The organism is Fontibacillus phaseoli, from assembly GCF_003337355.1.
GTDB lineage: Bacteria > Bacillota > Bacilli > Paenibacillales > Paenibacillaceae > Fontibacillus > Fontibacillus phaseoli.
The window spans coordinates 64,013-85,369 of record NZ_QPJW01000016.1 but is presented as its reverse complement, the minus strand read 5'-3'; the positions used below and the strand labels follow the sequence as shown (position 1 = coordinate 85,369).

The 21,357-nt window shown below is 52.3% G+C and carries 18 protein-coding genes; all 18 read right to left on the bottom strand.

Annotation, left to right across the window (positions count from 1 at the left end):
* Positions 1 to 3: 3 nt before the first annotated feature.
* Positions 4 to 1,542, bottom strand: coding sequence for an anthranilate synthase component I family protein (locus DFP94_RS23185; RefSeq protein WP_114498848.1), 1,539 nt, complete (start codon positions 1,540 to 1,542; stop codon positions 4 to 6).
* A gap of 229 nt (positions 1,543 to 1,771) precedes the next feature.
* Positions 1,772 to 2,710 (bottom strand): cysteine synthase A, encoded by a 939-nt coding sequence (gene cysK, locus DFP94_RS23180; protein WP_114498847.1) that lies wholly within the window; start codon positions 2,708 to 2,710, stop codon positions 1,772 to 1,774.
* A gap of 256 nt (positions 2,711 to 2,966) precedes the next feature.
* A complete protein-coding gene (hslO, locus tag DFP94_RS23175; RefSeq protein ID WP_281269524.1) occupies positions 2,967 to 3,866 on the bottom strand; it encodes an Hsp33 family molecular chaperone HslO in 900 nt (299 codons plus the stop codon).
* Between the two features lie 59 nt (positions 3,867 to 3,925).
* Entirely contained in the window at positions 3,926 to 4,690 is a 765-nt protein-coding gene (locus DFP94_RS23170) for a type III pantothenate kinase (RefSeq protein WP_114498846.1), read from the bottom strand.
* Positions 4,691 to 4,695: 5 nt separating this feature from the next.
* Positions 4,696 to 5,565 carry a carboxylating nicotinate-nucleotide diphosphorylase gene (gene nadC, locus DFP94_RS23165; RefSeq protein ID WP_114498845.1) on the bottom strand — a complete coding sequence of 290 codons (870 nt, stop codon included), beginning with the start codon at positions 5,563 to 5,565 and terminating at the stop codon, positions 4,696 to 4,698.
* Positions 5,555 to 7,174: an L-aspartate oxidase gene (gene nadB, locus DFP94_RS23160; RefSeq protein WP_114498844.1), complete on the bottom strand. Its 1,620-nt coding sequence runs from the start codon at positions 7,172 to 7,174 to the stop codon at positions 5,555 to 5,557. The genes nadC and nadB overlap by 11 nt, the downstream gene beginning before the upstream one ends.
* A 37-nt stretch (positions 7,175 to 7,211) precedes the next feature.
* On the bottom strand, positions 7,212 to 8,150 hold the full coding sequence (gene nadA, locus DFP94_RS23155; RefSeq protein WP_114498843.1) for a quinolinate synthase NadA: 939 nt from the start codon (positions 8,148 to 8,150) through the stop codon (positions 7,212 to 7,214).
* Positions 8,151 to 8,815: 665 nt separating this feature from the next.
* Positions 8,816 to 10,969, bottom strand: a complete 2,154-nt coding sequence (gene ftsH / locus DFP94_RS23150; protein ID WP_114498842.1) for an ATP-dependent zinc metalloprotease FtsH — start codon at positions 10,967 to 10,969, stop codon at positions 8,816 to 8,818.
* Between the two features lie 100 nt (positions 10,970 to 11,069).
* Positions 11,070 to 11,609, bottom strand: a complete 540-nt coding sequence (gene hpt, locus DFP94_RS23145; RefSeq protein WP_114498841.1) for a hypoxanthine phosphoribosyltransferase — start codon at positions 11,607 to 11,609, stop codon at positions 11,070 to 11,072.
* A gap of 60 nt (positions 11,610 to 11,669) precedes the next feature.
* The gene (tilS, locus tag DFP94_RS23140; RefSeq protein WP_114498861.1) at positions 11,670 to 13,112 is read right to left on the bottom strand and encodes a tRNA lysidine(34) synthetase TilS; all 1,443 of its coding nucleotides are present in this window, start codon (positions 13,110 to 13,112) and stop codon (positions 11,670 to 11,672) included.
* 62 nt (positions 13,113 to 13,174) lie between these two features.
* The gene (locus DFP94_RS23135) at positions 13,175 to 14,113 is read right to left on the bottom strand and encodes a protein kinase domain-containing protein (RefSeq protein ID WP_181873271.1); all 939 of its coding nucleotides are present in this window, start codon (positions 14,111 to 14,113) and stop codon (positions 13,175 to 13,177) included.
* The gene (locus DFP94_RS23130) at positions 14,097 to 14,843 is read right to left on the bottom strand and encodes a vWA domain-containing protein (RefSeq protein ID WP_114498839.1); all 747 of its coding nucleotides are present in this window, start codon (positions 14,841 to 14,843) and stop codon (positions 14,097 to 14,099) included. Before DFP94_RS23130 ends, DFP94_RS23135 begins: the two co-directional genes overlap by 17 nt.
* 176 nt (positions 14,844 to 15,019) lie before the next feature.
* Complete coding sequence (locus DFP94_RS23125) at positions 15,020 to 15,469, bottom strand: hypothetical protein (protein WP_114498838.1); 450 nt, start codon at positions 15,467 to 15,469, stop codon at positions 15,020 to 15,022.
* Between the two features lie 25 nt (positions 15,470 to 15,494).
* Positions 15,495 to 16,463, bottom strand: a complete 969-nt coding sequence (locus DFP94_RS23120) for an ABC transporter ATP-binding protein (protein WP_114498837.1) — start codon at positions 16,461 to 16,463, stop codon at positions 15,495 to 15,497.
* The gene (locus DFP94_RS23115; protein ID WP_114498836.1) at positions 16,456 to 17,439 is read right to left on the bottom strand and encodes an ABC transporter ATP-binding protein; all 984 of its coding nucleotides are present in this window, start codon (positions 17,437 to 17,439) and stop codon (positions 16,456 to 16,458) included. Before DFP94_RS23115 ends, DFP94_RS23120 begins: the two co-directional genes overlap by 8 nt.
* A 12-nt stretch (positions 17,440 to 17,451) precedes the next feature.
* Entirely contained in the window at positions 17,452 to 18,378 is a 927-nt protein-coding gene (opp4C, locus tag DFP94_RS23110) for an oligopeptide ABC transporter permease (protein WP_114498835.1), read from the bottom strand.
* Positions 18,379 to 18,389: 11 nt separating this feature from the next.
* Positions 18,390 to 19,346: an ABC transporter permease gene (locus tag DFP94_RS23105; protein ID WP_114498860.1), complete on the bottom strand. Its 957-nt coding sequence runs from the start codon at positions 19,344 to 19,346 to the stop codon at positions 18,390 to 18,392.
* Positions 19,347 to 19,394: 48 nt separating this feature from the next.
* Entirely contained in the window at positions 19,395 to 21,143 is a 1,749-nt protein-coding gene (locus DFP94_RS23100) for an ABC transporter substrate-binding protein (protein WP_114498834.1), read from the bottom strand.
* Positions 21,144 to 21,357 lie beyond the last annotated feature (214 nt).

Here is a 21,357-nt window from a genome sequence, read left to right as displayed (position 1 = left end):
CTTTCATCCCCTGTCCTTCGCCTGAGCGGCGTTTATTTCGCTATTTCGCAACGCCACGGCAACAGCCCTGGCTTTATTGCGGCTTTCCCTGTATTCGCGGTAGGGTACGGAATCGATCACGATGCCCGCCCCTGCCTGAATATATCCAAATCCGTCCTTAACGACCAGCGTACGTATAATAATATTTAATTCCATATTCCCGTTATAGTCAATCCATCCCATGGAACCGGTATAAGGCCCGCGGGTGACCGGTTCCAGCTCCTCAATGATCTCCATCGTCCGGACTTTCGGCGCGCCGGTAATCGTTCCTCCGGGGAATATGGCGGCGATCGCATCGAATGCGGTTTTCCCGGACGGCAGGGTCCCTTCCACCTCGGACACCAAATGCATCACATGCGAGTAACGCTCGACGCAGAACAGTTCGCTGACACCGACCGAACCGTATTCGGCCACGCGCCCCAAATCGTTCCGCAACAGGTCGACCAGCATGATATGTTCCGCGCGCTCTTTCTCGCTTTGAGTCAACTCAGCCTCCATAAAAGCGTCCTCTTCCTCCGTCAGGCCGCGCCTCCGGGTCCCCGCAATCGGGCGGGTGCTCATCCGCCCGTTCTCCAGCTTCACCAGCAGTTCCGGCGAAGCGGAAACGAGCTGGAAATCCGGAAACCGCAGCATGCCCATATAAGGGGAAGGATTGATCCGCCGCAGCCATTCATAGACCGCTTCCGGAGAAGATGACAGCTTGAAGGCTTGTCTGAGCGATAAATTGACCTGAAACACATCGCCGGCTGCGATGTATTCCTGTATGCGGCTCACGGCAGCCTCGAACTCCTGCTGGGACATCGAGGAAACTGCATCCTCGAAGGCATCGATCTCTTTGGCATCCCCGAGTTCCGGTTCCTCTGACTCATCTATTCCAGCAGCCCTGGCGGCCGAGCTAATCTTTTCCCATTGTCCGATCATGGAGATAGCCCGTTCCTCCGCTTGTCTATACGTTTCCTGCAAGGTTGAGAATTCTCCCGCCCGGCGGTGGACGACCGCATATAGAGCCGCTTCTTCCCGGTCCCACACCCAAAGCTCCTCAAACCGCATCCACACGTAGTCGTCAAGCTCCAAATCGTCTTTGGCCAACCGGGGCAGCCGCTCCAGCGAACGGACGATATCGTAGCCAAGAAAGCCGACTGCGCCGCCGCAAAACTTCGGCAAATAGGAAACGGCGGGTGATTTAAACGGTTGCATCCATCGCCGCAACAACTCAAGCGGCTTCCCCTTCAGTTCCATTGCGTTGTCGGAATTATCTTCCCGGACTACGGCCGAGTTGCCTTTCCCCCGAATAACCGACACCGGATTCATTCCCACAAAGGTGTATCTGCCTCCCTTGCCGCTCTCCAGAACAAAAGAATAAGGCTCGGCTTGTTCCCAGGCCCCCATCCAATTGAGAGGCAAATCCCCGACAGGCCGGTATTTTACGGCACATGGCAGCAGTGTCCACGCTCCTTCCGTTGCCCATGTCTCCCACTGCTTTTGCGATATCACCGTTTCCATCCGCCACTGTATCCTCCAGCTTCATTTTTTCGTCGTCTATATTCATGCTATATCCGTGTTCATCGTCGCAAGCTTATTGCTTGCTAGTATACTAAAACGCCGATACTTTGCAAACACAACAACCCCCGCGGTGTCCTGGAAGGATCAGCCGTGAGGGCGCAGTCATAAGCCAGCCTATAAACATTCAACTATTTCCGAGTGAAAATAACCAAAAATTTCTTTAAAAAGATTAAGCTTCGAAATTATAAAGCGGTGTGCTGAGGTAACGTTCGCCGTTACTTGGAATGATAGCTACAACCCGCTTGCCTTTACCCAACTCTTTAGCCACTTTCAGGGCAGCGAAAACGGCCGCGCCGGAAGAGATCCCGGAGAGAATGCCTTCTTCTTTAGCCACTTTGCGCGCTTGTTCAAAAGCGTCGTCATTTTCCACGTGAATAATTTCATCGTAAATTTCGCGATTCAAAATTTCCGGAATGAAGTTCGCGCCAAGACCCTGGATTTTATGGGGACCTGGTTTGCCGCCCGCCAAAATCGGAGAAGCAGCCGGTTCTACTGCATAAATTTTCACATCCGGGAAACGGTTCTTGAGCACTTCGCCCGCGCCGGAGATCGTTCCGCCTGTACCGATACCCGCTACAAACGCATCCAATTGGCCGTCCAGCGATTCGATTGCTTCCACGATTTCCGGACCGGTCGTTTCACGGTGAATCTTCACGTTGGCCTGATTTCTAAATTGATCGGCCAGGAAATAGTCCGGATTGGCGGCCAGAATTTCTTCGGCCTTCTTCACCGCACCGTTCATGCCTTCCGATCCCGGAGTCAATACAAGCTCGGCACCGTAAGCGCGAAGCAGGTTGCGACGCTCCAAGCTCATCGTTTCCGGCATGATGATAACCGCTTTATAGCCTTTAGCCGCAGCTACAAGCGCCAAGCCGATCCCGGTATTTCCGCTTGTGGCTTCTACGATGGTTCCGCCCGGCTTCAGCTTGCCCGCTTTTTCCGCTTCTTCAACAATGCTGATTGCGATCCGGTCCTTTACGCTGGAACCCGGATTTTGATATTCCAGTTTTACGTAGATTTCCGCGCTGTCTTCCGGAACAATGCGGTTCAGGCGAACCAGCGGCGTACCGCCAATCAAATCCGTTACGTTATTTACGACTTTTGCCATGATAAAACCCTCCTCATAATATAAAAACAATATTGGATAATCGCGTTGATTCTTGCTGTAGTAATCAAGCTCCTGATGTTAAAAACCAGTAGAGGCATTCATTTTGTTAAAATTCCTTATTCCGAGTAAATAAGTTGGTTTTACTATCTATTATCTTAACAACACCGATCGGAGTTGTCAATAAAGGCCATAAAAAATACTTTGCCCCCCCTAAGTTGAACTTCGGGCGAGCAAAGTATGCGCATGTTCTTTCTTCTCAATTATCCTGTTCGGTCTTGGCAATTAAATCATCCAGCTCTTGTTGTCCGAACGTGTATACCTCATTACAAAAATCGCAGACGACTTCAGTCTCCTTGTCCTCGTCGCGGAGCTGGATTAATTCGTCTTTGCCTAAACTGATCAGCGTGCGTTCGACGCGTTCCCACGAGCAGTTGCAGGAGAAAATGATATCCATTTCATCCAGCACTTTGACGTCCGGCAAGATCCAGCGCAGCATCTCTTCCAGCTCCAGTCCCTGGTCGAGCAGCGACGTCACCGGAGGCAGTTGGCTGACCGCGTGTTCGATGGCATCGATTTCGGGATCGCTAAGTCCCGGAAGCAACTGAATGATGAACCCGCCCGCCACGATTACGCTAGAATCCGTATCAACCAGAACACCAAGTCCAACCGCCGAAGGCGTCTGCTCCGACAAGGCGAAATAATAGGTGAAATCTTCTCCGAGCTCCCCCGAAATCAACGGCACGCTACCACGGTAAGGATCTTTAAGGCCCAAATCCTTGGTTACATGGATGAAGCCGGTTGTTCCGACGGCTCCAGCTACGTCAAGCTTGCCCTTGCTGTTACTGGGCAGTTGAACATGCGGGTTGGTCACAGTGCCGCGTACCTCGCCTTTGGCGTTGGCGTCCGCCGCGATTTGGCCAATCGGCCCGTCCCCCTTGACCTGGATCGACAGCCGTTCTTCCCCTTTGAGCATCGCGCCCATCATAGCCGCCGCCGTCACGGTCCGGCCAAGCGCCGCCGTAGTCGTCGGGTAGGTGTCATGGCGCCGGCGAAGCTCTTCTACCACTTGCGTCGTCCGGACCGCGAAGGCGCGGACTTTTCCGTCCATCGCCGTACCGCGGATCAGACGGTCTTTTTCAGTCTTGTTTTCTTCCACAGATGAAGCCTCCTTTGTAGAGGTCGATTAACTTCCACTACCTTCTTTATATAAACACCTTATTGATTTCGCTCGTAAATGAGGCGCAGCCCTTCAAGCGTGAGCCAAGGATTCACTTCCTGGATGGAAGATGCTTCACTAGCAATCAGCTCGGCGAGTCCGCCGGTGGCTACCACCTTCAGCTCGGCATTCATCTCGCGCCGGATTCGTCCCACAATACCGTCAACCTGACCGGCATAACCAAAAATGATCCCCGCCTGCATCGCATGTACGGTATTCCGGCCGATGACCTTCTTCGGTTTCTCCAGTTCGATCCGCGGCAGTTTCGATGCCCTTTGGTACAACGCTTCGGTCGAAATCCCGATGCCCGGCACAATGGCCCCGCCCAAATAATTACCCTGTGCATCGACGCAGTCAAACGTCGTGGCCGTGCCGAAATCGACCACTACCAGCGGTCCGCCGTATTGTTCGATCGCGGCGACCGCGTTGACGATCCGGTCCGCACCAACCTCGCGCGGATTCTCATAGCGCAAATTGAGCCCTGTTTTGATGCCCGGGCCGACGATCAGCGGCTTATGATGCAAATATTTTTCGCATAACTCTTCAAGCACATGCATTAACGGCGGAACGACCGAAGAAATGATAACTCCCTCGATCTCCTCTACATCAATTTTGGACATTTGAAACAAGTTGTAGATCAGCACTCCGTACTCATCGACCGTCGATTGCCGGTTCGTGCCGATCCGAAAATGATGAAGCAGCTCACGCCCTCTGTAAACGCCGAGTACGATATTGGTGTTGCCGACATCTACCACAAGAAACATGGCATTTACCCCTCTTTCTTTTTTTCGCCTAAGTCCAGACTGATATCCAGACTCTCAAAAGAATAAGTTAACCGTCCCACCGAAATAACATCCACGCCGCTCTCCGCGATGCCCCGCACCGTTTGCAGATTGACGTTGCCGGAAGCCTCCACCTTGACGTGAGGGGCCTTGGCTTTAATACGCGCCACCGCTTCCTTCATCAATTCGGGACTCATATTGTCCAGCATAATAATATCCGCTCCGGCTGCCAAAGCCTCTTCGACTTGCTCCAGGCTCTCCGTCTCTACCTCAATCGTCATCGTATGGGGAATATTCGCCCGCGCCCGGCTGACCGCCTGCGCAATGCCGCCTGCCCCTTTGATGTGGTTGTCCTTAATCATAACGGCATCATACAGCCCGAAACGATGATTCGCGCCGCCGCCGGTGCGCACCGCGTATTTCTCCAGCATACGGTGGCCTGGCGTAGTTTTGCGCGTATCGACCAGCCGGACCGGCAGCCCTTCCAGCGCATCCACAAAAGTGCGGGTCCGTGTGGCAATCCCCGACAGCCGCTGCAAAAGATTAAGGGCAAGCCGTTCTCCCGTCAAAATACTGTGGGTGCTGCCTTCCACTTCGGCGAGAACGGTCCCTTTCGCGACGGATTGTCCGTCCTTTACTAGCGGAGTAAAGGTGAGCAGGGGATCGACCACCTCAAAGACGAGCTGGGCTACCGGCATCCCGGCAATGACCCCGGCTTCTTTGGCATGGATAATCCCTTTCGATGCATGGCCGCCCGGAATCGTCACGCCGGTAGTTACATCGCCGGACCCTACATCCTCCTTGAGCCATAAGCGGATCGATTCAATCAGCCCTTCATTATATCCGTTAAACATCATCGCTTAGTTCCTCCAACATTCCATTTTCCCGGTGACATAAAAGATGTCTGCGCCACCGCGCGTCGTTTCGTTCCGGGAAATCTTCCCGGTAATGGCCGCCGCGGCTCTCCTCACGCGCCAAGGCGGATTCGGCCAACAGCAAGGCGCAAGTCAGCATATTCGCGAATTCAAGCTGCTCCCGGGAGTGCAGCGCAGCCCCGAAAATCGGCAGTTGCCGCTTTAATTCCTCCAGTCCTTTGAACAGTCCATCCTTGCTCCGGCGCAGGCCTACCTGACGCACCATGACCTTTTGCAGCTTGAGACGCCGCTCGACGATCGGCTGCATAACCGCTTCATGGCGGTTCATTTGGCAATCGATCCGCAGCGGCTCAGTATAGGAAAGCGGCTCCAAGCGCCGGATTTGCTCGACGATCCGCCGCCCGAATACGATCGCCTCCGACAGCGAATTGCTCGCCAGGCGATTCGCGCCATGCACGCCGGTAGACGACACCTCTCCGCAAGCGAACAAGCGGTCTACGCTGGTCTCCCCGTGATGGCCCGTTTGCACGCCTCCCATCATATAGTGCGCAGCCGGGGCCACAGGAATCCAATCGGTGGTCATATCGAGGCCGTAGCTGATACAAGTTTCGTAAATCGTCGGAAACCGGTGTTTGATCGTCTCCGGCGTTTCATGGGTGATATCGAGATACACGATACTCGATTTGGTATTCTCCATCTCGCTGACGATCGCCCGGGCAACAATGTCCCGGGGAGCCAGTTCCAGCAGTTCATGGTACTTCTCCATGAACCGTTCGCCGTGAATGTTACGCAAGATGGCACCTTCCCCCCGAACCGCTTCCGAAATGAGGAAACGCGGCGCGCCGGGGTAGCAGAGCGAGGTCGGATGGAATTGAATAAACTCCATATCCCGGATCACGGCGCCGGCCCTGTAAGCCATCGCCACGCCATCGCCGGTCGCCACTTCAGGATTCGTCGTGTAGCGGTAGAGCTGACCTGCTCCTCCACTACAAAGAATCGTTGCCTGTCCCCGCAAGAATACCCGCTGGCCATCGGGACGCTGAATCAAAGCGCCCAGACATTCATTATCCTCTGTAATGAGGTCAATTACAAAGTGATCGTTCCAGATATCTATATTGGAGTGGCCTGCAACCTGCACGGATAACGCTCGGACGATCTCATATCCGGTCGCATCGCCGTTCGCGTGCAAAATCCGGCGATGGCTGTGGGCCCCTTCTTTCGTCAGGGCCAGTTCGCCATTCTCCAAGTCAAATGCCGTCCCGAGCGTAATCAGATCCTTGACCCCGCTGGGTCCCTCGTTCACTAATATGTTTACCGATTCCGACGAACAGAGTCCGGCTCCGGCAAGCAAGGTATCCTCCCGGTGCGAAGCCGGGGAGTCTTCTTTGGAGATGACCGCTGCGATCCCGCCTTGGGCATATCGCGTATTGCTTTCCATCAGCGATTTTTTAGTGATCATGGTAACGCGACGGTCTTCACTTGCTTTGATCGCCGTAAACAAACCTGCAATCCCGGACCCGATCACAATGACGTCCGTATCGATTGCAGGGAGCTCGCTTAAATCGAAATCAACCAAATATTGAGGAATCAAAGGTAATCGCCTGCCCTTGAACAGAGAGTAGCGCATGCTACTTAACTTGTAGCATGCGCTCTAGTGAGGTTCTGGCCTTATCGGCAATCGCAGGCGGCACGTAAATTTGCGGCTGCATCGTTTCCAGACATTTGACCAGTTTTTTCAAATTATTGACTTTCATATTCGGACAAACCAGAAACTTGGTAGCGAAATGGAATTCCTTCTCCGGGCTGTCTTTCCGCAACTGGTAGCCAGTCCCGTCCTCCGTGCCTATGATAAACTGTTTGGCGGAGGAGTTTTTGCAGTAATCCAGAATCGCCGTCGTACTGCCTACAAAATCACCCATCGCCACCACTTCGGGCCGGCACTCCGGATGGACGACAAACTCGGCGTTCGGATATTTGGCCTTCATCTCGACCACATCCTTAACCGTAAGCATATCGTGCGTATTGCAGTACCCTTCCCAAATAATCAGCTTTTTGTCCGTATGCTGCTGGACGTAATGTCCTAGATTTTTATCAGGCACCCATATGATCTCGTCGGCATCCACCGAATTAATGACTTTCACCGCATTGGAGGATGTGCAGCAAATATCCGTCTCCGCTTTAATTTCGGCTGAAGAATTGATATAAGTGACAACCTTAGCGTTTGGATGCTGCGCCTTCATTTTGCGCAAACCGTCCACATTGACCATGTCGGCCATCGGGCAGCCCGCCCGTTCGTCCGGTATAAGCACCGTTTTGTTCGGGGCTAGAATTTTCGCGCTTTCCCCCATAAAATGAACCCCGCAGAAAACGATCGTTTCCGCATCGGTCGAAGCCGCCTTTTGGGCAAGCAAAAACGAGTCGCCGCGAAAATCGGCCACCTCCTGAATTTCATCACGCTGATAATAATGAGCTAAAATAATGGCGTTTCGTTCCTTCTTGAGCTGAACCAGCTTCTCCCGAAGTTCGCGGTTCATTTCCGCTTTCCGCTCCAGTGCTAAAGCTTCCACCTGACATCCTCCCCTGCATGCGCCCGCGGTCCCGCCGCGATCCTCTCTCTTGTCCGCATCCCGTTATATTGTGCAAAAATACGCATACTTGCCGGCAAAGTAACCAATTTCACACGGTGTGTTTAAGAACTAATTTACACAAGGGAATTGGGGCTGTCAATCGATCCCTATCGGATAACTTCAAATTTGAACAATAAAATCTCGGTCCGCGGCTCGATAATTTGCTCAGATCCAATTTTGTTGGGCGCGACTCGGTAACTTGATTACGCTAGGCACGCAGCGCGATTCGGCACTTGGGTGTGTTGAGGATGTGACTGACAAGGACGGGGCGATTGAAATCTCGATCTCTCAAGTCAGATCATTCAGATGAAAATACTGCAAACATGCATCAATTTAATCTAAATATCAATCAAACGGACAAAAATCCTGCAATTATACATCATTTTTCGCTGTATAGATCAATCTCACTAAGAATAGGAAAAAAATAATGCATATTTACAGAAAAATCTACTTTCATGCAAAAATTCCCGAGAAATACTGTATTTTTGCAGTATTTATGCGTGAATACAAACTGGAGACAAGCGGCTACCACTAGGACGTGGGCGCCTCCCAAAAAACAAAAAATCCGGGAAACAGATCTGTCTCCCGGATTTATATTGATTTCTTTACACCGTAGGCGTGTTGCCTCCGTTGGCGTTTCCTGGCCCGTTGTCGTCCTTGTCGCCTTGGTCTGGCGTTTGCGGCGCATCACTGACCGTGCCTTCCGGTGAATCTACCGTAGGGTCGTTAGTGATGTCATTCGCGGAACTGCCCGGAACCTCGTTCGGGATATCTCCGGTAGGACCTACAGGTGCCGGATCTTCGGTTTTACCCTGGATGCGAACGCGGACATCGCCGACGTTATCGATGATCGGCTCACCTGGCTCGGAAGAGCTGCCATCGTCATTGCCGTCTTCATTTCCGGCTTTGCTTGGCTCAAGTAATTTGCCGTTCTCGATCAATTCCTTGATTTGATCCAGCTCCAGCGTTTCCACCTCAAGCAGCGTTTCGGCGATGAGTCGTACCTCGGCAGCATGCTCGGTCAACAGTTGCTTACAACGTTCATACGACTCGTTGATAAAGCGCTGCATTTCCTGATCGATCGCGTAAGCAATCTGGTCGCTGTAATTCTGTTCATGGCCGATATCGCGGCCCAAGAACACTTGACCTTGCGATGTGCCGAACTGCATCGGTCCGAGCTTCTCGCTCATCCCGTATTCGACGATCATGCTGCGCACGATGCTCGTCGCTTGCTGGAAGTCGCTGTACGCCCCGGTGCCGATTTCGCCGATGAACAGCTCCTCCGCCACGCGGCCGCCCAGCAGGCCGGTCACCTTGTCGAGCAGTTCCTGCTTCGTCACCAGCATCCGGTCTTCCTTCGGCAGCATGATTACATATCCGCCGGCGCGGCCGCGCGGAATGATCGTAACCTTGTGTACCATATCGGCATGTTCCAGGAAGTAGCCCACAATCGTATGGCCCGCTTCGTGGAATGCCACGATCCGCTTCTCGCGGTCGCTGATCACGCGGCTGCGTTTCTCAGTCCCGACGATAACGCGGTCAATCGCTTCATCCACCTCGCGCATGGAAATATCCTTGCGGTTACGGCGTGCGGCAAGGAGCGCCGCTTCGTTCAAGAGGTTTTCCAGATCGGCGCCGGTAAAACCGGTCGTCCGTTTGGCGATGACGTCCATACGGACGTCTTTGGTCAGCGGCTTGTTGCGCGAATGCACTTTCAGTACCGCTTCACGGCCCTTCACATCAGGTCGGTCAACCGTGATTTGACGGTCAAAACGTCCCGGACGCAGCAAGGCCGGGTCAAGAATGTCGGCGCGGTTCGTCGCCGCGACGATGATGATTCCTTCATTGCCGCCGAAACCGTCCATCTCAACAAGCAACTGGTTGAGGGTCTGTTCGCGTTCGTCATGTCCGCCGCCGAGTCCGGCGCCGCGCTGACGGCCTACGGCATCAATTTCATCAATGAAAATAATACATGGAGCATTCTTCTTCGCATTCTCGAACAAATCCCGTACCCGGGAAGCACCGACACCGACGAACATTTCCACGAAGTCGGAACCCGAAATGCTAAAGAACGGGACGCCAGCTTCACCGGCTACTGCACGGGCAAGCAACGTTTTACCGGTCCCCGGAGGACCCACGAGCAGAACCCCTTTAGGGATACGCGCTCCCACCGCGGCGAATTTCCGCGGGTCTTTTAGGAATTCAACGACTTCGACAAGCTCCTGCTTCTCCTCGTCAGCACCAGCCACGTCCTCAAACGTAACCTTTTTCTTCTCCTCATTATAAAGACGGGCCCGGCTCTTGCCGAAGTTCATCACTTTGCCGCCGCCGCCCTGTGCCTGATTAAACAGGAAGAAGAACAGAATGAACATGATCGCAAGCGGAACGATGGAAGTCAGGAAAGTCAGCCAGATGCTCTCTCCCTGCATCTTTTTCCAGTTCAAGTCGAATTTGTTCTTTTCGCTGAGATCCGTTATTTCCTTGAGCACATTCTGGTCATAAGGGATATAGGCGGAGAAGTTCTTTGTTTTCGTCTTGCCGTCTCCAACTTCTACTCTATACTTACCGGTTACCAGATAGGCGTAACCGTCGAATTTCCCGGTTAATTCCTCGACGTTGTTCTCCTTTAATTGCTGCCGCAGTTCGGCATAACTTGGGTTGACGGTTGCCTCGTTTCCGCTGTTGAGGAATTGGACGATGCCCACCACGACTAAGAAAAGTATCAAATAAAAACCAGAATTCCGGATGAACCGATTCATCCCCTACCTCCTCTCAAAACCTTAAGTTATTTTAACATAGCCGCTCACGCCTTTCAAAAAAACGGCGGAGTTGGCTCCGGCCTCTCAAGGACCGGCAAAATTAGCTTGTATATACTTCCGGTTTCAGCACTCCGACGAAGGGGAGGTTCCGGTACTTCTCGGCATAGTCCAGCCCGTAGCCAACAACGAAAGCGTCGGGAATTACAAAGCCCGACAGATCCGCCTCGAGTTTAACGGTCCGGCGCGCCGGCTTGTCAAACAAGGTAACGATTTTGACGGAGTTCACTTTCCGCCGTTCAAGCACATCAATCAGATAGCTCAGGGTAAGACCGCTGTCGATAATATCTTCCACGATCAGGATGTCCCGGCCTTCGACAGAGGTGTCCAGATCCTTGATAATTTTTACTTCTCCCGAGGAACGGGTGGATGCCCCGTAACTGGATACCGCCATGAAATCAAGCTCCAGCGGCACGGTGATTTCTTTAACCAAATCCGCCATGAAAATAAATGCTCCCTTTAGAATGCAGATGACCAAAGGATTCCGGCCTTCATATTCAGCACTCAATTGGCGGCCTAGTTCCACAACCTTCTCCTGAATCTGTTCCCGGGTGATGAGAATTTCTTGAATGTCGTTTAGCAAGATAAATAAACCTCCTACGTTATACTATGAATGCCTTCACTTGGTTAACCCCAAGGTCGGTCACTTACTTCCCGAATCCAGTGCCATGCGCACAACGGAAGACGTTTGCCGGCCAACCGCTGCAACCGATGACCGCCGAACTCCGGGAATCCATAAAATCCGGCCTTTGGCGTCCGTCACCATTGGGATTTGGGAGCGAAGAGAGGGAGGTATTTTCTCATCGATGAAAATATCTTTCACCTTTTTGCTTCCATTTAGCCCCATAACTTTCATTCTATCTCCCGGAAGCCGGGAACGCACAGTAAGCGGATAAACGAGCTCATCCGCATCAAACGCCGCCTCGTCGTCCCCCTCCGGCATATCCCCCGAAAGGCCGGTACCGGCTTCATAACGGGTAAAGCGCAAGGTTCGCCCCGTGTCCATAATAGACAGTTCCGCCGGAAAATGTTCCACAACATATGTATAATGAGGAATCTGACTTTCCGCTCGGGCAGGTAAAAACCGGATTGTATCGTATTCACGCAAGCAGCGGATTCCTCCGCCAAGATCGAGACTCCATGTGGTGGGCAGGTCCTGGACCACGCCCTTCCGGATCGCTTCAATCTTGACAAAATCACTGTCCTCCGTGCCCAAAGGCAGATAATTTAATATTAGTTTAATCAACCTCCGTTGTAAAGCGGCATGTAAAGAGGTAAAAGCTTGTGCACCAAAAGCCGCTTCCCCGTCCCCCCATGTTACCATTTCAGCGTGAATCCGTCCGGTTTCCAGCGTCATATAATCGTCTTCTTCCCCGGCCACTTCGGCCAGGCGATTCAGCGAATCCGTAAGCTGTTCATTATATTGCCCCAAAAAAGGCAGCACATCCAGCCGGACAGCATTTCTTGCATACTTGGAGATTAAATTGGAGCTATCAACCACATATGGAATGCCGGAAGCATCGCAAGCCGCTATCAGTTGATTCTTGTATATACGGAGTAAAGGACGGATAAGTTCCACATTTTTTTGGCGCCGTTTCAGCTTCATGCCGCCCAAGCCCGTTAGTCCGCTACCGCGCAAAATCCGCATCAGTACCGTCTCGGCTTGATCGTCGGCATGGTGGGCAAGGGCGATGGCCGATGCTCCGTGTTTATCAGCTACTCCGTGAAGGAATTGATACCTTTTGTCTCGGGCGGCCAGTTGTCCCCCTTTGCCAGATTCCTTCATATAACCGGGAATGTCAAAAACGCCGAGTTCAAACGGAATTCGAAGCTTACCTGCCAATTTCCGTACAAACTCGGCCTCCCCGTCAGATTCGGTGCCCCGGAACCCGTGATTGACATGAGCGCACACCAGCTTCAAGCCAAGGTCCTGATCCCGGGAGATTTCATCTAATATATGCAGAAGCATTACGGAGTCCGGTCCTCCGGAAACCGCCACTACGATGCAATCTCCGGCTGACCACATACCGTGTTCACGCGCGGTCCGGCGCACTTGTTCTACCAAGCGGTGAAAATCCGGATTCATCATGCGCCTCTTCCTTTCCTTAATATAGAGGTTGTCCATATGTCGTTATTCAAAAGTCCGTATCAAAATCCAAGCGTCAAATAAAGCGCGCATCCCAACAAAGTTAACGCCAGGGCGAAAGCCCCAAGCATCCAGCGGGGAGTTTTGGATCTGGGCTTGCGCCGGCCAAGGGGGGCGATAACGAGTTCCCTCCAACATTGGCACGCATCTGAGGTGTCATGAAATTGCCCGGATACCGCCCGCTCCAGCCAGCCCCGATAAGGCCCGAGAGCAGGATCGCTCCGAATAATGGCTATCAGGTCGTTATAACTCCGGGTCTGTGGCAATTGATTAGCCGCCCGCTTCAAGGGTTCTTCCGCAAGCAGGTGAACGCAGACAACCGCGAAAGAAAACCAGTCGTAGGACGGATCGGCCGTTCTTCCTCCGGCACCCCAAAATCCACGGTCATACCATTCGGTAAACTGCTTTACACTACGTCCGATCCCGCTGACTCCCCCGTAATCGATCAGTTCCACTTCCCCATAAGGGGAGACCAATACATTCTCCGGCTTCAAATCGCCGAATACCCAGCCCGCCTCGTGGAGCTGCCGGAGTTGGCGCAATAAGTGCAGACCGGCAATGCCAAGCCACGGCTTGCCTCTCTTGGCAAGGAAGGAACGAAGCGGGTCCCCTTTTACGTACCGCATGACATAGAAAGAAATCTCCCTTCCTTGGAGAGAGTAATCATCCACCTCCACCAGATAAGAAAGATCCCGTCCTGCACCGCCGCGCCGGTGGCTCTGCCGCTGCAACGCCTTCAGCACATTGATTTCCGATTGTATATCCACCGTATCGAAGCCCATTTTGAGCGCGTATAGCTTGGCGCTGTCCATTTGCTTCACCAAATATACGACCCCGTTCGCTCCCTGTCCGAGCAAGCGCTGAATCATATAGCGCCCGCCCCGCCAGCGGCCGTTCACGATCGTTCCCTGTGCCAGGGTCGATTTAGACGACGTAGTCACCGAGTATCCCTTCTCCTCTGCCTGTTTCCTCCGGCCAGTTCTTGGAATCATGTCCCTTCAGTGTACCATACTGGAAGAATTCCATCACCTTCAGGATCGCCGGTCCGGTAGGAGTCGCCCCACGCATGGCAAGCCGCTGAAAGATCGAACGCACGGTCCCAAGGTCCGTCGTCCAATCGAGATCAAGCACGGCATCCTCGCCGCTGTGCGGTCCGGGAAAATGAAAAACGGCCAACCGGCTGCTTCCCTTTCTGGCACCCAGGCTAAGCATCATGTCGCGGATCGCTTCCTCAACGGCCGCCAGCTTCGGCTTCATGCTGGCACTCGCGTCGATTAACAGGGCAATTTCCAGGGAACTGGTCTCGCTTAACTCGTCAATCACCTCAACAACCTGGGAACGCTTTTCCGGAGGTAAATCCTCCACGGATGAATCACCCAAAATTTGTCTCAACTCTTTATTAACCGCGTGCTGAATCGTCTGAACCACGGTTTTCCGCGTCATCATCTGCATTGTCTGCGCCAGCTTCTGCGTTCCCGACAGGCGGCTCATTCCGCCTCCCGCCTTGGCGATTTCCGCGATCTCCAGACTGCCAAGCTCTCCGATCGTGCCGTAATCGACGATCCCGACGACATTGACAATGATCCCTTCCTGCTTGGCCAAAGCCGCAGCCATCACCGGGCTCTCCCCTACATTGGAACAACCGTCCGTAATCAACATGATTTGCTTCATATGAAATCCCCGCCTTCTTTCATCTATTCCGCAAGACTCTCTTCTCTATCATTTCCAGTAAAGATAGGATTCAAACCTGAAACTTGCAAGAGTTGATATAGATGAAGGGGAGGAATGAAAAATGAAGTGCTTCCTCCGAAGAGACGAGCACTCCATTCAGATTGCCTATATACAGGTTAATTCCCGGATTGAAGCTTAATGCCGAATCCGATGTCCCCGGCAGACTCATCTCGTCTCACATCGAAGAAACTCCAATGCTCCGGGACCAAACTTCTAAGTAACTGATAATCCTGTGACTTCAAGCGCAAGCCTTCAAAAGTGACTCCGTCAAAACGATAATCCTGTTCCAACTGCAGGGAGAACCGGATCCGGAGCAAATTTTGAATCCCGCCCGCGGTAATAAAGTTAAATTGATAGCCTTCGAGAATGGCCGTCTTGAGCTTCCGGAAGTTTTCCCTCGCATACTCAAGAAAATCGCCCCAGTTCAGTTCCGGATCAACATGACTCTTTAATTCCTCGCCATTTCCCCGCTCAATGAACGAGATAACTTCAAGGTCGGAGTATCCTTTCGAGCGTATCAGTTCCATCCGCAACGCGTACGGTTGAGGCAATTTTGCTTGTTCCATTTATTCACCCCCATAAACCTATCGCTCACACTTCAAGATGGCAGGCCACGAAGTGGCCTCCGCCGACATCGCGGAATTCCGGCGTCCGCTCCTTGCACTTTGCCATAGCGAAGGGACATCTGGTATGAAATTTGCACCCGGAAGGCGGATTGGCCGGACTCGGAATGTCTCCCTTCAAAATAATCCGCTCCCGTTTTAAGCGGGGAATGGGCACCGGCACAGCCGATAACAGAGCTTTCGTATAAGGATGGAGCGGCCTGAGAAACATTTCATCGCGTGTTGCCATTTCCACCATGCTTCCCAAATACATGACCCCGACCCGGGAACACAGATGTTCCACGACGCTCAAATCATGGGATATGAACAAGTAAGTTAGCCCCGCCGTTTCCTGGAGCTTTCTGAACAGGTTAATGATTTGCGCCTGAATCGAAACGTCCAGCGCCGAGACCGGTTCATCCGCAATGATCAGGTCCGGGTTCAGGATCAGTGCGCGGGCTATCCCGATCCGCTGCCGCTGGCCGCCGGAAAACTCATGGGGATACCGGTCGATATGATACGAGGACAACCCGCAGGAGCCCAGCACCTCGATCACCCTATCGCGGATTTCATCCTTTGGAACCAGGCTATGATCCAGCAAAGCTTCGCCGATGGCATCCCCCACCCGGATACGCGGGTTCAGCGAACTGTAGGGGTCTTGAAAAATCATTTGCATTTTCGGCCGCAGCTTCCGAAGTTCATGGTCATGAAGATCATACAGATTCGTGCCCTTGAATTTGATTTCTCCGTCGGTTTTATCCGTCAGCCTGATGATCGTGCGGCCCACCGTACTTTTTCCGCTTCCCGACTCTCCGACGAGACCGAAGGTTTCGCCCGGCTGGATCGTGATGCTAATATCGTCCACGGCTTTGATTTGCCCGGTCGTCCGTTGCAGCAATCCCGACTTGACCGGAAAATATTTCTTGAGATGGCTCACTTCAAGTAGCGGCTCAGGCATGGATGGCAGCCCCCTCATACAACCAGCAAGCTACGCTCTGGCTGCTTTCGATTTTATCCAGACGGGGTTCCTTGGATCTGCAGATTTCCATGCAATGCTCACAGCGTTCGTAAAAATAACAAGACGGCTGCAAATCAAGCAGGTTAGGCACTTGACCCGGGATCGAATACAGCGAATCCTGCCGCTGACCCAGCACCGGCTTCGATTTCAGCAAACCTTGGGTATAAGGATGCTTCGGGGACTCGAACAGCGCGGTCACTTCGCCTTGCTCCACGATTTTCCCGGCATACATCACGATGACGTAGTCGGCCATTTCGGCCACGACCCCGAGATCGTGCGTAATCAGCAGAATCGACATGCCGGATTCCGCTTTAATTTGCCGCATCGTATCCAAAATTTGTGCCTGGATCGTCACATCCAGCGCTGTTGTTGGTTCGTCCGCAATAAGCAGCTTCGGATTGCAGGAGATCGCGATGGCGATCATTACCCTTTGCAGCATCCCCCCGCTAAGTTCATGGGGGTAGCTTTTTGCAATTTGCTCCGGTCTTGAAATCCCCACCTGTTCTATTAGTTCTATCGCTCTTTTTCTCGCTTCCTTCTTGCTGATCTTCAAATGCTCGACCAGCGGCTCCATCATTTGCTCGCCGATGGTGAGGACCGGGTTTAACGAAGACATCGGTTCCTGGAAGATCATCGCGATCTCGTTCCCGCGAATGGCCCGGAGATGATGGCGGTCCATCGACAGCAGGTCTTCTCCTTCAAAATGAATCTTCCCCCCGATTTCAATCCCGGTCGTTCCTTGAAGCAGACCCATCACCGACAGGGCGGTCACGCTTTTTCCGCAACCCGATTCCCCGACGATGCAGACGGTTTCGCCTTGCAGCACCCGAAGACTCACGTCGTCAACCGCCTTGATGGTCCCTTCTTCGGTATGAAAGTAAGTATTAAGCTGATCTATTTCAAGTAAAGTCGACATATCCGTTGCCACCTATCTCTTCATTTTGGGATCCAAGACATCGCGAAGACCGTCACCGAATATATTGATCGCAATCACCGTCGCAAAAATAGAGACGCCCGGCGGAATCCACAACCAGGGATGCTGCTGGAAATCAATCATATTGTTCGCCGCATCAATCATATTCCCCCAAGTAGGCGTGGGAGGCATGACTCCCAGCCCGAAAAAGCTGAGTACCGATTCGCTCAAAATCGCTCCGCCAATGTTCAGGGTAGCCATCACAATGATCAGGGGCACCAAATTAGGGATCAAGTGGTGGATCAGCTTGCGCCGGTCTCTTAGTCCAAGCACGACGGCAGCTTGCATAAACTCCCGCTCCCGGAGGCTGAGCATTTGCCCGCGGACCATTCTGGCGAGACCCGGCCAATTGACCAGGCTGAGCATCAGCATGACGATATACATCCGGTAATCCGTGGGCACTTTCCAATCCGACAGCAAAGCACCAAAAATAAACAGCAGCGGCAAGCCGGGAATGGTTAGCAGCAAATCGGCGATCCGCATAATGACTTGGTCCACGATCCCCCGGTAGTATCCGGCAACGGCACCCAGGAAAGTTCCGAGAAACACGGACAGCACCATGGAAGCGAGGCCGACGGTCAAAGAAATCCGGCCGGCTTGCAACACCCGGGTCAGCACATCCCGTCCCAGCCGATCCGTTCCGAGCCAATGCTGTAGACTCGGAGCCCGGTTCATGGCGGCCATATTGATTTTATTGTCCGCATAGGGAGAAAATACGGGGCCCAGGAAACAGATAACAAACATAAACACAACAACCACCAGCCCGGATACGGCCAGCTTGTTTTTTAACAACCGGCGAAAAGCCTGACTCCATAGCGAAGGCTTTCGGGCTTTGCGCACCGGTTTGCCCGCTTCCGTTAGCGTTCTCTCGATAAATGCCATTTCGCGCCTCCCTAATGCAGCCTGACGCGAGGGTCGGCAATATGGTAAAGAAGATCGGATATCAAGGTGCCTATGACCGTTAAAATGGCGATAAGCATGGTAAAGCCCATCAACAAAGGATAATCCCGGAGCGAAAAAGAGCTCATATAGAGCTGTCCGATGCCCGGCCAGTTAAAAATCTTCTCAATAATCAGCGATCCCCCGAACAAAGCGGGAAGTTCAAAGCCGACCAGCGTAATCGCCGGCAACAATGCATTCCGCAGCGCATGGGAGAATAACACTTTGCTCTCCTTCAAGCCTTTGGCTCTCGCGGTGCGGATATAATCCTGTTTTATAACATCGATCATGTTCGTACGGAAGTATCGTGTAAGCGACCCGACTCCCAGAATCGTCATTACGATCACGGGCAAAGTCATATGATGGATGACTTCCTTCACGTAAGCCCAGCCTGTGGCATTACTTCCCGTGGTGATCATTCCGCCCGGCGGCAGCCATTTCAGATCGACGGCCACGATTTTGATGAGAAATAAACCGATGAAAAAGGAAGGCAGCGACATCGCCGCAAAAACAATCACCAGCACCAGCGTATCGAACCAGGAATACTGCTTATAGGCGGAAACGACGCCGACGATGACCGCGATGAACCAGGTCAGAAACGTGGAGGCGGCCGCAAGCAGGAACGAGTTCCATATGTAATCGTTAAACAGAGAAAGAACCGGCTTCTGCTGCGCAAGCGAATAACCGAAATCGCCTTGAAAAGCGTTTTTCATCCAGAGAGCATACCGTTCCAGCACCGGCTTGTTCAGGCCGTAAATTTCCCTGAGCTCCGCTTTTCTTTCCGGCGTCAGCTTGATATTCCCGCTGATGAAATCGCCGGGAGTCAAGGCATACAAACAGAATATAAGCAGAGAGGCGGCCAGTAAGATCACCGCCATATAAATTAATCTTTTACTGATATATGTGCTCATGATCGGCTCCTTATAAAAGCCGTCCTCCAAGGAGGGACGGCTGTTTCTTTACTCCAAAGTCCAATTAGGCAAGCTGGAGGACAGTCCGTTGAACGGACTGACGGAGAGATTCTGAATCCGCCCGTTGTAGGCGTACACCGTCTTCTTGTAGCTGGTGAAAATAACGGGAAGCTCATCGTTCAGCAATTGGAACAGTTCTTTGTATACGGCTTTTCGCTGCTCGATGTCGCTGGAGGAGAGCGCCTTCTCATACAATTCCTTCACTTTCGGATTGTCGTATCCTTTAATTTCCCCGTCTACGAACTGGAGAACTCCGTCGGAAGGATCCGTCAGCATCGGCGTCGAGAACGAAGCAATATCATAGTCCCCGCCTTCTACCTTGGATACGAGTGCATTAAAATCCGCAAAAATTTCGGGTTGGAAATCGACGCCGATGGCATCGAAGTTTTCTTTGGCTACTGCGATGAAAATATCCGTCTGGGCGTTCTTGGAGCCCAGGAAATGAATGGACAGCTTTTTGCCGTCTTTCTCGCGGATTCCGTCCGATCCCTTGGCCCAACCGGCCTCATCCAATAACTGATTCGCCTTCTTCGGATCGTATTCGTAGGCATTGATCCCTTCTTCCGTGTAGGCCCAAGAAATCGGCGACGATGGAACATTGGCCACCTGGCCGGCTCCCTGATTCGCATCCACGTAGATGCTTTGGCGATCCAGGCCGTAAGTCAGCGCCTGTCTTACTTCCTTCTCCTTCAACTGATCATGTTCCAAATTCAATTGCAGGTAACCGTAAGTACTAGGCGTGTAAGGAAGAATGTTGACGAAACCCATGCTCTTTAGCTTATCTATGTTTTCTGTCGTTGCGCTGAATGAGGCATAGTCCACCTCGCCAGTCTCCAGGTACTGCCAAACGTCGCCTTCGGAAGTCTTGTAAATAAAATGCTCGGTCTTCGGTTTGCCGACGTAGTAATTTTCGTTAGCCACATATCTTACTTCCTGGCCGGGAATAAACTTCTCCAGTACATAAGGACCGTTGCCCACCGGCTTTTCATGCAATTTCTTGATATAGTCCAACTGGCCGAACTTGTAATCCTTGCCGTAATAAGCTTTGGACAAAATATCCCCGCCAAGAATAACAAGGGCCGTCGCATTCGGCTTTTTCAGTTTAGCCGTGATGGTCAGCGGGTCAACGACGGTAATTCCCGATATGCTGTCGGCCTTGCCTTCTTTATAGGCTTCGCCGCCTTCAATTTGGAGCGTCGGGAGCTGTCCGTCCCCGTCATAGGCTTTATCGTGCAGCAGAGTCCAAGTAAATGCCACATCATCGGCCGTCAGAGGAGAGCCGTCGCTGAATTTCAAGTCTTTGCGCAGATGGAACGTATACGTAAGCTGATCCTCGGAGATCTCCCAGCTTTCCGCAAGCCCCGCTATCGGCAGGCCTTTATCGTCAACAGTTACCAGAGGAGTATATAACAAGGATGAGACATTGCCGTCATATCCGCTTTGATGAAAATAAGGGGTAAACGCTCCACTCGGATCGGTCAATCCCACGATGATCGTATCCGTACGCTCTTTCGCCACATTCGGCAGCTTCGACAAATCGCTGGCCGTTATCAGTCCGCCAGCATCCGCCGGGGCATTGCCGGCGTTTTCGACGGCAGGCTGATTGCTCTCCGTAGGAGCGGTCTTCTCTCCGCCATTCTGGGCAGCGCCGTTTGTATTTCCGTTTCCGCAAGCGGACAACACCAGAGAACTAATTAATATCAATGCGGTTAGTACTGTGATCCCATTTTTTTTCAATTTCTTCACTCCAGTCTTTTTTATTCTCTTTAATTCCGATAAGATAACTATGTAATACACATGACCATTATAGTTCCGTCTACACGTTCTGTAAATAGAGAACTATTTTAATTTTCTCTATATACAGAATTAAATATTTCAGAATAAAAAAAGAGCCGGTTCCAACGCAAAAACTTTGCGTTGGAACCGGCCAGACGTATCAGCTTATTTAAAA